Here is a 14,749-nt window from a genome sequence, read left to right on the forward strand (position 1 = left end):
CGCCGTCCCCAGCTTTACCCATGTTTCCCACACCCCAACCCGGCACCTTCGTGTGACGCCTTTCACTCGACCCGGTGAGCAGCCGCGTCGCGTTGCCGAACAGTGGACAGCGATGTGGAGAAACTGGTGATCGCTGGGGACAACGTGCCTCAGCCTGTGGGTTGCCGGTGGACAACTTGATGCACAGCCTGTGGATCTTTTCTCTGTCCACAGCCTGTGGAGATCGTTCATCCACCAATCCACAACCAGGTGACCAGTGCTGATGACCTTTCAACAGGGGCCCCTGTGGACACAGTCTGGACAACTTCCCAGTCCCCAGGGTGTGGACGGCAGAAAGTCACCGAATCTGTGGAGAGAGGCCGTAACGCGGCGGCTATTCGAACACCGGGCTACGGCGACGTGACGAAGGGCGCCCTCGGGAACGTGTCCCGGGGCGCCCTCAGCGACGGACGACCGGCTTGCTCAGCCGTTCTTGATGCGGTTCGTGAGCTCCGTGACCTGGTTGTAGATGGAGCGCCGCTCGGCCATCAGATTGCGGATCTTGCGGTCCGCGTGCATGACGGTCGTGTGGTCGCGGCCGCCGAACAGCGCGCCGATCTTCGGCAGCGAGAGGTCCGTGAGCTCGCGGCAGAGGTACATGGCGATCTGGCGGGCGGTGACGAGCGCGCGCCCGCGTGAGGTGCCGCACAGGTCCTCGACGGTGAGGCCGAAGTAGTCCGCCGTCGCGCCCATGATGGCCGTCGAGGTGATCTCGGGGGCCGAGTCCTCGCCGCCGGGGATCAGGTCCTTCAGGACGATCTCGGTCAGGCCCAGGTCGACCGGCTGCCGGTTGAGCGACGCGAACGCCGTCACGCGGATCAGCGCGCCCTCCAGCTCGCGGATGTTGCGCGAGATGCGGGAGGCGATGAACTCCAGCACCTCCGGCGGGGCGTTGAGCTGCTCCTGGACCGCCTTCTTGCGGAGGATCGCGATCCGCGTTTCCAGCTCGGGCGGCTGGACGTCGGTGATCAGGCCCCACTCGAAACGGTTCCGCAGCCGGTCCTCCAGCGTGACCAGCTGCTTGGGCGGCCGGTCGCTGGAGAGCACGATCTGCTTGTTGGCGTTGTGGAGCGTGTTGAACGTGTGGAAGAACTCCTCCTGCGTCGACTCCTTGTCCGCGAGGAACTGGATGTCGTCGACGAGCAGGATGTCCATCTCCCGGTACCGCTTGCGGAAGCTGTCGCCCTTGCCGTCGCGGATGGAGTTGATGAACTCGTTGGTGAACTCCTCCGAGCTCACGTACCGCACGCGCGTGCCGGGATACAGGCTTCGTGCGTAGTGCCCGATCGCGTGCAGCAGGTGCGTCTTGCCGAGCCCGGACTCCCCGTAGATGAAGAGGGGGTTGTACGCCTTCGCCGGTGCCTCGGCCACGGCCACCGCGGCGGCGTGCGCGAAGCGGTTGGAGGCGCCGATGACGAACGTGTCGAAGAGGTACTTCGGGTTCAGGCGCGCGGTGGGCTCACCGGGGCCGGACGCCGGCGCGGGCTTCGCGGCCAGCGGGCCGGGGGCGCCGCTGGAGGCGGGCAGTGTCGGTCCGCCGCGGTGCACATGCCCGGCGCCGGAGGGCGGCTCGGGCAGCTCGCGGCGGGGGTCGCGCGGGTCGTAGTCGTTGGCGGGGCGCGGCTGGTCGTAGTCCGGGCGCTGCTGCTCGTACTCGGGACGCTGCGGCTCGTAGTCGGGGCGCTGGCCGTCGTAGGACGGGCGGTCCATCGGCTGCGGGCGGTAGTCCTGCGTGTGGGAGGGCGCGGAGTAGGAGTCCTGGGAGTACGGCTCCTGCGGCGGCGTCGCGTACGGGTCCCGCTCGGGGAAGCCGAGGCGCGGCTGCTGCCAGCTGTACTCGTCCTGCTGCGGGCGGGGCCAGGCGCCGGGTTCGGGGCGCTGGTACTCGCTCGGGTAGGCGGGGCGCGCGGTGGGCAGCTGGTCGTTCTGGTCGGCGCGGCCCTGCCGGTTGTCGTCGGCGCGGTGGCGGCCGTAGCCGTCGTACTGCCGGTCGCCCTGACCGTCGTAGGGGCTGTCGTACTGGTTGCCGCCGTCGTACTGGCCGGCGGGGAGCTCGGGCTCCTCGTAGCGCGGCTGCGGGCGGGCGGCCGGGGGTGCGAGCGGGGCGGGGGGCTCGCCGGCGGAGTCGTCGACGGTGATCGCGATACGGATCGGGCGGCCGCACTCACGGCTGAGGGTGTCGCTGACGATCGGCGCGAGGCGGCCTTCGAGTACGTTCTTCGCGAATTCGTTCGGTACGGCGAGCAGGGCGGTGTCGGCGACCAGCGCGAGGGGCTGGCAGCGGCGGATCCAGTGCTCGTCCTTGGTCTCCACGCCCTGCCCGCGCCCCCCGTCGAGGAGTTGCTCGAGTACTCGTGGCCACACTGCGGCAAGATCGGCAGGTACGTCAGCCACAGGGCACGCTCTCTCACGGGGTCCCACGAACGTGTGGTTGTGGGACGGGTCGGGATTCAAAGGGGGTGGGACAGATACATGGGAACGAATCGGAGTTCAGCCACGGTAGTCAGGGCGACGGGTGCGGTTCAAGTTGTTGTCCCCAGCCTGTGGATAGTGTCTCCCGGCGGCCGCTGGTTTGACCGGATGGCGTAGCCGCGCGTACCGTAACCAGGTCGAGTTGTCGATGGCTGCTGCCGCCTGCCTCCGATGGGCACAGATCGCGTCAGGTGATCGGGAAGCGGTGCACTCGGGCGTAACGAGAGCTACTCGTGGGCGCACGGTGACAGCCAGGACGGCACCCGCCACCACCGATTGATTTCTGGAGCCCCCGAGTGAGCAAGCGCACCTTCCAGCCGAACAACCGTCGTCGCGCCAAGACCCACGGCTTCCGCCTGCGGATGCGTACCCGTGCCGGTCGCGCGATTCTCGCGAACCGTCGTGCCAAGGGTCGCGCCAGCCTGTCCGCCTGATCCCGGTCAGGTCATGCCGTCGTGCTGCCCACCGAGAACCGGCTGAGGCGGCGCGAGGACTTCGCGACCGCGGTACGACGAGGGCGCCGGGCCGGACGCCCGTCCCTCGTCGTCCACCTTCGTAGCGGTGCCACGAACCCGCACGCGCCTGGGGAGAGCGCTCCCCCGACGCGTGCGGGTTTCGTCGTGAGCAAGGCCGTGGGCGGTGCGGTGGTGCGCAACAAGGTGAAGCGCAGACTTCGCCACTTGATGCGCGACCGGGTCGACCTGCTGCCCCCCGGTAGCCTGGTAGTCGTACGAGCGCTGCCCGGTGCGGGTGACGCCGACCATGCACAGCTGGCCCGAGACCTGGATGCCGCCATCGAGCGGTTGCTGGGAGGGGGCGCGCGATGAAGTACCCGCTGCTGGCTCTGATCAAGCTGTACCAGTGGACGATCAGTCCGCTGCTGGGGCCCGTCTGCAAGTACTACCCGTCGTGCTCCCACTACGGCTACACGGCCATCGACCGGCACGGTGCGATCAAGGGCACGGCGCTCACCGCCTGGCGGATCCTGCGGTGCAATCCGTGGTCGCTGGGCGGTGTGGACCATGTTCCGCCCCGCAAGCGTCCGCGGTGGCACGAAATGCTGCGTAACGCCTGGCGTGCACGCAAGGGCGGGCCCTCCGCCGCCGAAACGGCCATTGAAGGACAGACGCCTTCGAGCCCGGCCGCAGAGACACCGTCCCATGCCCAAGGAGCATGATTAGTGGACACGATTGCCAGCCTCTTCAGCTTCATCACGACACCTGTCTCCTGGGTCATCGTCCAGTTCCACAAGGTGTACGGCGCCATCTTCGGCCCCGACACCGGGTGGGCCTGGGGCCTGTCGATCGTGTCCCTGGTGATCCTGATCCGTATCTGCCTGATCCCGCTCTTCGTGAAGCAGATCAAGGCGACCCGGGCCATGCAGACGCTGCAGCCCGAGATGAAGAAGATCCAGGAGCGCTACAAGAACGACAAGCAGCGCCAGTCCGAAGAGATGATGAAGCTGTACAAGGAGACGGGTACCAACCCGCTCTCCTCGTGCCTTCCCATCCTGGCGCAGTCTCCGTTCTTCTTCGCGCTGTACCACGTGCTCAACAGCATCGCGAACAACGACACCATCGGCTCGATCAACCAGAGCCTGCTGGACAGCGCGCAGAAGGCGCACATCTTCGGTGCCCCGCTGGCTGCGAAGTTCACCGACAGCTCCGCGGACGTCACCGCGCTGGACGCCAATCTGGCCAGCGTCCGCATCGTCACTGCGGTCATGATCGTCCTGATGTCGGCGTCGCAGTTCTACACGCAGCGCCAGCTGATGACGAAGAACGTCGACACCACGGTGAAGACGCCGTTCATGCAGCAGCAGAAGATGCTGATGTACGTCTTCCCCATCATGTTCGCCGTCTTCGGCATCAACTTCCCCGTCGGTGTCCTCGTCTACTGGCTGACCACCAACGTGTGGACCATGGGCCAGCAGATGTACGTCATCCACAACAACCCCACCCCGGGGTCCAAGGCTCAGGCCGCGTACCTGGAGCGTCTGACCAAGCACGTCACGCACAGCGGCAAGACCCGCGGTCGTGGTCAGAAGGCCATCGTCAAGGCCATCGTCGCCAAGGGCCGGGACCGCAACGAGTTCGAGCGCAAGTTCATCAACGCCCTGAGCAAGGCGAGCCTGGTGGCCCAGGCGGACGGCACCGTGGTGAAGGGCGAGGCTCAGGCCGTCGAGACCGAGGACGGTACGCCGACGACCGGTGCCCCCAAGCGTCAGCAGCCGAAGCGGCAGAGCAAGTCGCAGCGGCAGTCCGGTGGTGCTTCGGGTGCTCCGAAGGCGGCCGGCGAGCCCACCTCGCTCACCAAGTCCGACGAGCCCGAGGACGCCAAGCCCGCCGCCGCTCCCGCCAAGAAGCAGTCCGGCAGCGGTACCCGCAGCAAGGCCCAGTCCGGACAGCGCAAGGGTCCGCAGCGGCCCAAGTCCCCGTCCAAGAAGTAAGAAGGAGTCCATCCCGTGACGGAAGGCACCACCTCCGCCGCTGCCGAGGGTGTAGACACCCTGTCCCGCCTGGAGCAGGAGGGCGAGATCGCGGCGGACTACCTCGAGGGTCTGCTCGACATCGCCGATCTCGACGGCGACATCGACATGGACGTCGAGGCCGACCGCGCCGCTGTGTCGATCATCAGCGACTCGGGCGGCCGCGACCTGCAGAAGCTGGTCGGCCGGGACGGCGAGGTGCTGGAGGCGCTCCAGGAGCTCACGCGCCTGGCCGTGCACCGGGAGACCGGGGACCGCAGCCGGCTGATGCTGGACATCGCGGGCTACCGGGCCAAGAAGCGTGCCGAGCTCTCCGAGCTGGGCGCCAAGGCCGCCGCCGAGGTCAAGAGCACCGGCGAGCCCGTCAAGATGAAGCCGATGACGCCGTTCGAGCGCAAGGTCGTGCACGACGCCGTCAAGGCCGCCGGTCTGCGCAGCGAGTCCGAGGGCGAGGAGCCGCAGCGCTTCGTCGTTGTGCTTCCTGCCTGATCGGCCCGTACGTTCCTCCGGCCCCGTCTGTAGCGCAGACGGGGCCGAACTTTGTCAGCCTGATAGTTCTGGTGGTTGTGGTGATCGGCGCAGGGTGCGCCCATCGCGGTACGGAAGGACGGTCCCCGTGACGGAGGCAGCGGAGCTTCCCCCCGCGCCCGAGCAGGCGCGCGAGGTGTTTGGCAATCGCTTCGCGGATGCGGTCCGATACGCGGAGCTGCTCGCTGAGGCGGGCGTGCAGCGTGGTCTGATCGGCCCGCGTGAGGTGCCCCGGCTGTGGGAGCGGCACTTGCTGAACTGCGCGGTGCTCTCGGAGGTCGTCCCCGAGGGCGTGACGGTGTGCGACGTCGGTTCGGGCGCCGGCCTGCCCGGCATCCCCCTGGCGCTGGTCCGCGAGGACCTCAAGATCACGCTGCTGGAGCCTCTGCTGCGGCGTACGACCTTCCTGACCGAGGTCGTGGAGCTGCTGGGCCTGGACCATGTGACGGTCATGCGGGGCCGCGCCGAGGAGGTCATGGGCAAGCTGCCCCCGGTCCACGTGGTGACGGCACGGGCCGTGGCTCCGCTGGACCGGTTGGCCACGTGGGGCATTCCGCTGCTGCGTCCGTACGGCGAGATGCTCGCCCTCAAGGGCGACACGGCGGAGGAGGAGCTCAAGGCGGCGGGCACGGCGCTGAGCAAGCTGGGCGCCGTGGGGACGTCGGTCCTGCAAGTCGGGGAGGGCGTGGTGGATCCGTTGTCCACGGTGGTGAGGGTCGAGGTCGGGGAAAGCCCCGGCGGTGTGCGCTTCGCGGCGAAGCGGGCCAAGGCGGCTCGTACAGGCCGGACGCGTCGGCGTCGTGGATAGGTGATCGTCGCGTAGGGGAGGGTGGCGTCGCGTTGCCGCTGATCCGTCCTGACGACGAGACGTACTCCACACAAGCTGCCAAACCTACGCATGCCGGAGTGTCGCGACAGTTCGGCCCCTGCTGCTGTGCATCGTGTTTCACGTGAAACGTCGCTCACTGCTGCACGGCATCATCAGTCGTGGCCGCGCCGCGGCCGAACCGCGCGACCGGAAGCCTCTCGGGTCACTCAGAGAGGTACCGGAGTTGTCCACAGAGGTGGATTTCTCCACAGAACACCAGGCCTCACTGGTTCACGACCCCGAAGACATGGGAGGCTCTGTTCATTGCGAGCCTGAAGTCGAGGAGAGTGAATCCTTGCGGTCCGACGCCAACATCGCGGGACCGATGACCGATCCGGTCCCCGGTCCCCGTACCGAGTCGATGGGGGACGATGTTTCACGTGAAACACCGCCCCCGATGGACGACACTCCCATCGGTCGTGCTGCCCAACAGGCGGTGGAGGCTCTGGGACGAGCCGGCGAGGGCCTGCCACGTCCCGAGCAGACCCGAGTCATCGTCGTCGCCAACCAGAAGGGTGGCGTAGGGAAGACCACGACAACGGTCAACCTCGCCGCTTCTCTGGCGGTGCACGGCGGTCGTGTCCTCGTGATCGACCTCGACCCACAGGGCAACGCATCGACGGCCCTGGGGATCGACCACCACGCCGAAGTGCCATCCATCTACGATGTGCTGATCGACAGCAAGCCGCTGGCCGAAGTTGTCCAGCCGGTCCCGGATGTCGAGGGCCTCTTCTGTGCTCCCGCCACGATCGATCTCGCCGGTGCGGAGATCGAGCTGGTGTCCCTGGTGGCACGTGAGAGTCGGCTGCAGCGGGCGATCCAGGCGTACGAGCACCCGCTGGACTACATCCTCATCGACTGCCCGCCCTCGCTCGGCCTGCTGACCGTCAATGCCTTGGTGGCCGGTGCCGAGGTTCTGATCCCGATCCAGTGCGAGTACTACGCGCTGGAGGGCCTGGGGCAGCTGCTCCGCAACGTCGATCTGGTGCGGGGGCACCTCAACCCCGCCCTGCATGTCTCGACGATCCTGCTCACCATGTACGACGGCCGGACGCGCCTGGCGTCCCAGGTCGCGGACGAGGTGCGCACCCACTTCGGTGACGAGGTGCTGCGGACGAGCATTCCTCGCTCGGTCCGTATCTCCGAGGCGCCGAGCTATGGGCAGACGGTGCTGACCTACGATCCAGGATCGAGCGGCGCCCTCTCCTATCTTGAGGCGGCACGAGAAATCGCGCTGAAGGGCGTGGGCGTCGCCTATGACCCGACGCAGGTCCATATCGGCACCCAGAGCAACCCGAGCATGGTGGAGGGCATCCAGTGAGCGAGCGACGGAGGGGTTTGGGCCGTGGGCTCGGCGCACTGATCCCTGCTGCCCCGACGGAGAAGACGCCGGCTCCGGCCGCGGTGGGAGGCGCCGGTTCGGCGTCCCCGTCGGCGGTACCGGTACTGACGACCGACCGCGGAGTGGCCGCGGCGAAGGTGGCCACACTGCCGCCTGTTTCACATGAAACCGAGGAGCCGTCGCTGAACGGTGCCGTGGAGACGCTTGCCGCTCCGGTCGGTGCCCACTTCGCCGAACTGCCCCTCGACTCCATCAAGCCGAACCCGCGCCAGCCGCGTGAGGTCTTCGACGAGGACGCCCTCCAGGAACTCGTCACCTCCATCAAGGAGGTCGGCCTTCTCCAGCCGGTCGTCGTACGTCAGGTCGGTCCCGCGCACTACGAGCTCATCATGGGCGAGCGGCGCTGGCGGGCCAGCCGTGAGGCGGGCCTGGACGCCATCCCGGCCATCGTGCGGGCTACGGAGGACGACAAGCTCCTCCTGGACGCCCTGTTGGAGAACCTGCATCGGGCTCAGCTGAACCCGCTGGAAGAGGCCGCCGCCTACGACCAGTTGCTGAAGGACTTCAACTGCACGCACGACCAGCTGGCGGACCGCATCGGCCGGTCCCGTCCGCAGGTCTCCAACACCCTGCGTCTGCTGAAGCTCTCGCCGGCGGTTCAGCGCCGGGTGGCTGCGGGGGTTCTCTCCGCCGGGCACGCGCGGGCGCTGCTCTCCGTCGAGGACTCGGAGGAGCAGGACCGGCTGGCCCACCGCATCGTCGCCGAGGGGCTCTCGGTGCGTGCCGTCGAGGAGATCGTGACCCTCATGGGCTCGCGTCCGCAGACGGCTCAGCGCGCCAAGGGGCCGCGAGCCGGCACGCGGGTCTCCCCGGCCCTGAGCGATCTGGCGGGCCGTCTCTCGGACCGCTTCGAGACGCGGGTGAAGGTCGACCTGGGGCAGAAGAAGGGCAAGATCACGGTCGAGTTCGCCTCCATGGAAGACCTGGAGCGGATCCTCGGCACGCTCGCCCCCGGCGAGGGCCCTGTCCTGCAGAAGAGCCTTCTGGACGGGGACGACGAGGACGCGGAGAACTGATCCTCCGGCCGACAGGGCGAAGACGCCCAGCGGCCGAATAGAGCGGGCTGTGTCCGGTGCTCACCGGACACAGCCCGCTCTTTGCTTTCAGGCGGTATCGACGCCCTCACATCGTGGATACGATGCGTTCGGGTATGGCGCATCCACCCGGCAGCACCTTCAGGGGAGGGGTAGGTGTCATGCGAACGGTGAGCCGCACCGGACTGGTGAGCGCGGGACTGGGGCTGGGAGCGGTCGGCGGCTTCGTCGGCAGCCTGCTCCGGGAACGGAGCGCTCTGACGGCCGCCCGCGACGCCGCGGGCGAGGGAAGCGAGGAACAGCCTTCATGGGGCGACGGCTCGTACCGCTCACGCTGGACAACCTTCAGGACATTCCCAAGCGCTGTCGCTCGTGTGTCTTCTGGGAGTTGGACCCAGTCAGCGGTGAAGCCGCGGTAAAAGCCGGCACACCCGCTCTGGAGAAGGAAGCCTGGATCTCCGCCGTACTGTTGGACTGGGGATCGTGCGGCCGTGTCGTGTACGTCGACGAGGTACCGGTGGGCTTTGTGCTCTACGCTCCTCCGGCCTATGTCCCCCGCTCCACGGCCTTTCCCACGAGCCCTGTCTCGCCCGACGCCGTGCAGCTGATGACCGCGTTCATCATGCCGGGCTATCAGGGGCAGGGGCTGGGCAGAGTGATGGTCCAGACGGTTGCCAAGGATCTGCTGCGACGGGGCTTCAAAGCCATCGAGGCATTCGGGGACGCCCGCTGGAAGGAACCGGCCTGTCTCCTTCCCGCAGACCATCTCCTGGCGGTGGGCTTCAAGACGGTCCGCCCTCACCCCATGCACCCACGCCTGAGGCTGGAGCTGCGGACGACGCTCTCCTGGAAGGAAGACGTGGAGATGGCGCTGGACCGGCTTCTGGGGGCGGTACAGAAGGAACCAGCGCTGCGGCCGCTCTGACACGGGTTCACGGGTTCACGCAAAATGGGCCAGCCCTCCAGGGCTGGCCCATTCGTGTTTCACGTGAAACATCACTCGGGTTTCACGGGGAACGTCACTCGGCGATGAAGTCCTCGAGGTCGCGCACGATCGCGGCCTTCGGCTTGGCGCCCACGATGGTCTTGGCGACCTCGCCACCCTGGTAGACGTTCAGGGTCGGGATGGACATGACGCCGTACTTGGCGGCCGTACCCGGGTTCTCGTCGATGTTGAGCTTCACGACCTCGATCTTGTCGCCGTACTCGGCGGCGATCGCCTCGAGGGACGGAGCGATCTGACGGCACGGACCGCACCAGGCGGCCCAGAAGTCCACCAGGACGGGCTTGTCGCTCTTGAGGACGTCCTGCTCGAAGGAGTCGTCGGTCACGTTCTTCAGGGTGCCGGCCACGGCGGGCTCCTTAACTGGTTGTGCGGGGTGGGGTGGAAGGGAGGGGGTCAGACAGCGGTCTTCTCGGGCTCGGCCTGCTCCTCGTCGGCGAGAGCCGCGAGGAAGCGCTCGGCGTCGAGGGCGGCGGAACAGCCGGTGCCGGCCGCGGTAATGGCCTGGCGGTAGGTGTGGTCGACGACGTCACCGGCGCCGAAGACACCCGTCAGGTTGGTCCGCGTGGAGGGGGCTTCCACCTTCAGGTAGCCCTCCTCGTCCAGCTCCAGCTGGCCCTTGAAGAGTTCGGTGCGCGGGTCGTGGCCGATCGCGATGAACAGGCCGGTCACCGCGAGGTCGGAGAGCTCGCCGGTCTTGAGGTTGCGCAGCTTCAGCCCGGCCAGCTTCGGGTCGCCCTGGATCTCGGCGACCTCGCTGTCCCACACGAACTTGATCTTCGGGTCGGCGAAGGCCCGCTCCTGCATCGCCTTGGAGGCGCGCAGGGTGTCCCGGCGATGGACGATCGTGACGGACTTGGCGAAGCGCGAGAGGAAGGTGGCCTCCTCCATGGCGGTGTCACCGCCACCGATCACGGCGATGTCCTGGTCCTTGAAGAAGAACCCGTCACAGGTGGCACACCAGGAGACGCCACGGCCGGAGAGCGCGTCCTCGTTCGGCAGACCGAGCTTGCGGTGCTGCGAGCCGGTGGTGACGATGACCGCCTTCGCCTTGTGGACCGTGCCTGCGGTGTCCGTGACGGTCTTGATCTCACCGGTCAGGTCGACGCTGACGACGTCGTCCGGGACGAGCTCGGCGCCGAAGCGCTCGGCCTGGGCGCGCATGTTGTCCATGAGCTCGGGGCCCATGATGCCGTCCTGGAAGCCCGGGAAGTTCTCCACCTCGGTGGTGTTCATCAGCGCACCACCTGCGGTGACGGCGCCCTCGAAGACCAGCGGCTTCAGCGACGCGCGCGCGGTGTAGAGCGCCGCCGTGTAGCCGGCGGGCCCGGAGCCGATGATGATCACGTTACGGACGTCGCTCACGGCTTGGTTCCTCGTCTCTGGACTGCGTCAGTACGGCCGGTGGAGCCCTCTCGGAACTCTCACCCCACCCAACGGATCCTAAGGGGCGCGCATTCCCGGTGTGTCCGGGCACACGGAGAGGCGCCCCCGTACGGGATACCACGCTGGAAGAAGACGAAGCGTCAGCCTGTGGACCGCGCGTAGGAGTGGGTCAGCAGAACCTTCGCCGAGACCGACGAGTCCTTCTTGCAGGCGGCGTCGACCACGTAGGCGTCGACCCGACTGGTGTTCTTCTCGTCGAGCATCACCACGAGGTAGGCGGACGCTCCGTTGTAGGTGCCTTCCTTGGCGGCCAGCGCGTCGTCGTCTCGGCCGATGCCTTGGAGGACGCAGGCGGGTACATCAGGAAGGGGCTCGTTGAAGACCTTGTTCTCGGGGGCGGTGTTCGTACCGAAGCTGTGCACGGGGCGGCGGGAAGTCTTCGCCATGAGGTCCGAGACCTGAGTCTCCACCGGCTTGCCGGAGAACGTGCCGGCCTGTGTGGTCGGGTCGGACGGCTTGCCGTCATTGAGAGAGGACAGCAGCACCGAGCCGAGTCCCAGGGCGGCAACGGTGAAGACCGTGCCAAGGATGGCGATCCTGCGGCGTCCGCCACGCGTGCGTCCCTTGCGCCCGGGACCGGTGGTGGAGGTACGGGCGTGCCCTGCGGGGCGATCCGCTGATACCGATGTTTCACGTGAAACATGCGCGCTGTCGACGAGCTCAGGTGAGTCCGAGGCGCCGGGGGCGGTGGCGCTCAGCAGAGCCTCCGCGGCGAGAGCGGCGTCGATACGGCCCGCGACATCGGCGGGCATGCGGGGCGGGCCCGGCAACGAGCCCAGCAGACCCCGGATCTCCTCCAGGGATGCGTGGACATCCGCACAGAGCTCGCACTCATCCAGATGCTGTCGTACATCCGAGATCCGGGTCGGGGGGAGCAGGCCCTCGGTGAGGTCGGAGAGCTCCGCGACATCCGGGTGCCCGGTCGTGTCTGTCGTGGATGTCACGTTCGCCCACCTCCGCCCTTCACAGCAGCTGAATCGCCTGGATCTGTCTCGCGGGGACCTGTGGCAGGAGGCCCCGCTGCGGGTGGGACGGATGTCTCCTGCACCTGGTTCCGTCCTCCGCCTCGCTCTCTGCCGCCACCGGTGTTTTCCGGCCGCAGATGAGTGAGGAGGGGAAGGAGTCTGGCTCTGCCGCGAGCGCAGCGGCTCTTGACCGTGCCGGTCGGCACGTCGAGCATGCGGGCGGCTTCGGCTACCGGGTAGCCCTGCATATCCACCAGAACGAGGGCGGCCCGCTGATCCGGCGGGAGCGTGCCGAGAGCTTCCAGGAGTTGGCGGTGCAGATCATTGCGCTCCGCCGGTGCCGAGGCTTCCTCGTGCGGCTCCAGGAGCTGCTCCAGGCGCTCGGTGTCGTCGACCGGGGACGTCTTGCGGGAGGCCGCCTTGCGGGCTCGGTCGAGACAGGCGTTCACCGTGATCCGGTGCAGCCACGTCGTGACGGCCGACTGACCCCGGAAGGTGTGTGCGGCCCTGTAGGCGGAGACAAGGGCGTCCTGGACCGCGTCAGCGGCCTCCTCGCGGTCTCCGAGCGTCCGCAGGGCCACGGCCCACAACCGGTCCCGGTGCCGCCGCACGAGCTCACCGAAGGCGTCCGGGTCGCCCTCCACATGACGGGCGAGGAGGTCCTGATCGCTTGCGTCGCCATATGCGGTGCCATCTGCCATCGGACCCCCTCCCCTGGGATGCGGTGTGGTCAGCCCTTGCCCTTGAACGTCACGTCGGTGATCGCCTGCTTGTATCCGGAGCTGCTGTAGCCGTCGGACGGCGCGTTCGGCACGGCCGTGATCCACAGCAGTACGTACTGCGCCTTGACGGACTTCGACGCCTTCACCGTAAGAGATCTGCCGTCGGTCGTGGCGGTTCCGATCTCCGTCATCCCCTCGACCCCGGTCGAGGGCGAGAGGGAGTCCGTGGCGTAGAGCTTCACAGTCGTGTGGTCACCGTCGTACCGGAGCCCTATCGACGCGTTCGAGATCTCCTGCGACGAGCCGAGGTCGTAGACGATGCCTACGCCCGGCTTGTAGGGAGCGAGCGTCGGCCCCTCGTTGTAGCGCTTGGTACGCCAGTACGTGGAGCTCTTGCCGTCGTAGGTCAGCCCGACGTCGCCGGGAGCCTGGGCGTCGCCGCTCGCTACGTACTCCTGGGCGCCTTTGATGGTGAGCGACTTGACCGGCTCGGTCTTGCCGCCGCCCTTGTCGTTGCCGTCCGTCGTCTGCGTCTGGTTGGTGTCGTCGGACTTGTTGCCCTGTTCCATGAGGGCGTCCGCGAGCTGCCAGCTGCCGAGTCCCAGGGCGGCGATGAGAAGCGCCGACACGGCCCACTTGAGGGCCCTCCCGGTGCGGCTCTGCAGCGGGGGCGGAGGCGTTGGCAGAACCTGAGTGGAGCCCGGGTGCGGCGCCGGGCGGCCGTACGTGCCCTGCTGGTACGTCGTGCGTTGGTACTCCGGCGGCGCGGTGAACGCCGGCTCCGGCGGGCGGATGCGGGGCATCTCGCCGATCGCCTTCACCAGCTCCTCGGGCGTGGTGCACGCCGACTCGTGGCGGGAGGCGGTCGCGCCGTCGTTGACGAGCGCGCGCATCGACAGCTCGGACAGCCCGCGGTGGACACCGGCACGGACCTGGTCAGGGGCGATGAGGCCGACGTCCTTGGGCAGCCCGGACAGGCCGTACGCGTCGTCCTCGTACGGCCAGCGCTGGGTGAGCCCCGCGTACAGCAGGGCGCCGATGGCCTCCGTGTCGGTGCGCTGCGGGGTGTCGGAGGTGATGCCGCGCAGCGCGGCGTTCACGGCGAGGCCGCGGATGCGCCACTGTCCGCTGGAGGTGCGCAGTACCGCGTTGGGGTTGAGGCGCAGATGGGCGAGGCCCTCGCGGTGGGCGGCAGCCATGGCGGAGGAGATCTGGCTGACCATCTGGTAGGCGTCGTGCGGCTCCAGCGGCCCGGGGACCAGAAGTGTCGTCAGTTCGGTGGCGTCGGGCAGCCATTCGTGGACGACGTAGACGAGGTCGTTCTCTTCGACGGCGTCGAGGACCTGGACGAAGCGCGGGTCACCGAGCAGCGCCGACGAACGGGCGGCCGCCAGCACGGAACGCGCCCGCGCATGGTCCGCGGGCAGGATGTGGACGCCGACGGCACGGCGGAGTTTCTCGTCGACCGCACGCCAGCTGCTGAATCCGTCCAGACGGGTGACGCACTCCTCGAGCCGGTAGCGTCTGGCGAGCTTGTGGCCGCTGTGCAGCTCGGGCGGTGAGGCCTTCTCGGGACTCTCGGTCCCGCCACTCCCCTGTGCCTCGTTGTCGTCCGTTTCCCGCTCCCGATTCTTGGCCACCCCGTCGGCCGTGGACTGGTCCGCCTGCGCGGTCAGCGGCTCGTCGCCGCTGTTGTCTGCCACGTCGACGGCAGCCGTGCTCCGTTCCGCCACCGTCGTTCCTGCCTCCCCATTCGTTGCGCGCCGACCGACATCCGTGCGC

At 68.0% G+C, this 14,749-nt stretch carries 15 protein-coding genes; 9 read left to right on the top strand and 6 right to left on the bottom strand.

Going from position 1 to position 14,749, the window contains the following annotated elements:
- Window positions 1–462: 462 nt before the first annotated feature.
- Window positions 463–2,433 (bottom strand): chromosomal replication initiator protein DnaA, encoded by a 1,971-nt coding sequence (dnaA, locus tag PH203_RS17690; protein WP_289921005.1) that lies wholly within the window; start codon window positions 2,431–2,433, stop codon window positions 463–465.
- A 374-nt stretch (window positions 2,434–2,807) separates the two neighbouring features.
- Between dnaA and rpmH the strand changes: the two genes are divergently transcribed.
- From rpmH to PH203_RS17735, 9 genes are all read left to right on the top strand, one after another.
- On the top strand, window positions 2,808–2,945 hold the full coding sequence (rpmH, locus tag PH203_RS17695; protein ID WP_015659252.1) for a 50S ribosomal protein L34: 138 nt from the start codon (window positions 2,808–2,810) through the stop codon (window positions 2,943–2,945).
- A 21-nt stretch (window positions 2,946–2,966) separates the two neighbouring features.
- Window positions 2,967–3,338 (top strand): ribonuclease P protein component, encoded by a 372-nt coding sequence (rnpA, locus tag PH203_RS17700; protein WP_289921012.1) that lies wholly within the window; start codon window positions 2,967–2,969, stop codon window positions 3,336–3,338.
- Entirely contained in the window at window positions 3,335–3,688 is a 354-nt protein-coding gene (gene yidD / locus PH203_RS17705) for a membrane protein insertion efficiency factor YidD (protein WP_171142191.1), read from the top strand. Before rnpA ends, yidD begins: the two co-directional genes overlap by 4 nt.
- 3 nt (window positions 3,689–3,691) lie before the next feature.
- The gene (yidC, locus tag PH203_RS17710; protein WP_289921015.1) at window positions 3,692–4,960 is read left to right on the top strand and encodes a membrane protein insertase YidC; all 1,269 of its coding nucleotides are present in this window, start codon (window positions 3,692–3,694) and stop codon (window positions 4,958–4,960) included.
- 15 nt (window positions 4,961–4,975) lie between these two features.
- Window positions 4,976–5,488 (top strand): R3H domain-containing nucleic acid-binding protein, encoded by a 513-nt coding sequence (locus PH203_RS17715; protein ID WP_289921016.1) that lies wholly within the window; start codon window positions 4,976–4,978, stop codon window positions 5,486–5,488.
- A 127-nt stretch (window positions 5,489–5,615) separates the two neighbouring features.
- A complete protein-coding gene (rsmG, locus tag PH203_RS17720) occupies window positions 5,616–6,335 on the top strand; it encodes a 16S rRNA (guanine(527)-N(7))-methyltransferase RsmG (protein WP_289921017.1) in 720 nt (239 codons plus the stop codon).
- A gap of 307 nt (window positions 6,336–6,642) precedes the next feature.
- Window positions 6,643–7,716, top strand: a complete 1,074-nt coding sequence (locus PH203_RS17725; protein ID WP_289921303.1) for a ParA family protein — start codon at window positions 6,643–6,645, stop codon at window positions 7,714–7,716.
- Window positions 7,713–8,813, top strand: a complete 1,101-nt coding sequence (locus PH203_RS17730) for a ParB/RepB/Spo0J family partition protein (protein WP_289921018.1) — start codon at window positions 7,713–7,715, stop codon at window positions 8,811–8,813. The genes PH203_RS17725 and PH203_RS17730 overlap by 4 nt, the downstream gene beginning before the upstream one ends.
- 325 nt (window positions 8,814–9,138) lie before the next feature.
- Window positions 9,139–9,756: a GNAT family N-acetyltransferase gene (locus tag PH203_RS17735; RefSeq protein WP_289921019.1), complete on the top strand. Its 618-nt coding sequence runs from the start codon at window positions 9,139–9,141 to the stop codon at window positions 9,754–9,756.
- A 94-nt stretch (window positions 9,757–9,850) separates the two neighbouring features.
- Here PH203_RS17735 and trxA read toward each other — a convergent pair whose 3' ends face one another.
- From trxA to PH203_RS17760, 5 genes are all read right to left on the bottom strand, one after another.
- Complete coding sequence (gene trxA / locus PH203_RS17740; RefSeq protein WP_003991504.1) at window positions 9,851–10,183, bottom strand: thioredoxin; 333 nt, start codon at window positions 10,181–10,183, stop codon at window positions 9,851–9,853.
- Window positions 10,184–10,230: 47 nt separating this feature from the next.
- A complete protein-coding gene (trxB, locus tag PH203_RS17745) occupies window positions 10,231–11,199 on the bottom strand; it encodes a thioredoxin-disulfide reductase (RefSeq protein ID WP_289921020.1) in 969 nt (322 codons plus the stop codon).
- Window positions 11,200–11,360: 161 nt separating this feature from the next.
- Entirely contained in the window at window positions 11,361–12,224 is an 864-nt protein-coding gene (locus tag PH203_RS17750) for a hypothetical protein (protein WP_289921021.1), read from the bottom strand.
- Window positions 12,221–12,946, bottom strand: a complete 726-nt coding sequence (gene sigM / locus PH203_RS17755; RefSeq protein WP_289921023.1) for an RNA polymerase sigma factor SigM — start codon at window positions 12,944–12,946, stop codon at window positions 12,221–12,223. Before sigM ends, PH203_RS17750 begins: the two co-directional genes overlap by 4 nt.
- A gap of 29 nt (window positions 12,947–12,975) precedes the next feature.
- The gene (locus tag PH203_RS17760; RefSeq protein ID WP_289921024.1) at window positions 12,976–14,700 is read right to left on the bottom strand and encodes a serine/threonine protein kinase; all 1,725 of its coding nucleotides are present in this window, start codon (window positions 14,698–14,700) and stop codon (window positions 12,976–12,978) included.
- Window positions 14,701–14,749 lie beyond the last annotated feature (49 nt).

The sequence above is a fragment of the Streptomyces sp. S.PB5 genome (assembly GCF_030403745.1).
In the GTDB taxonomy this organism is placed as follows: Bacteria; Actinomycetota; Actinomycetes; order Streptomycetales; family Streptomycetaceae; genus Streptomyces.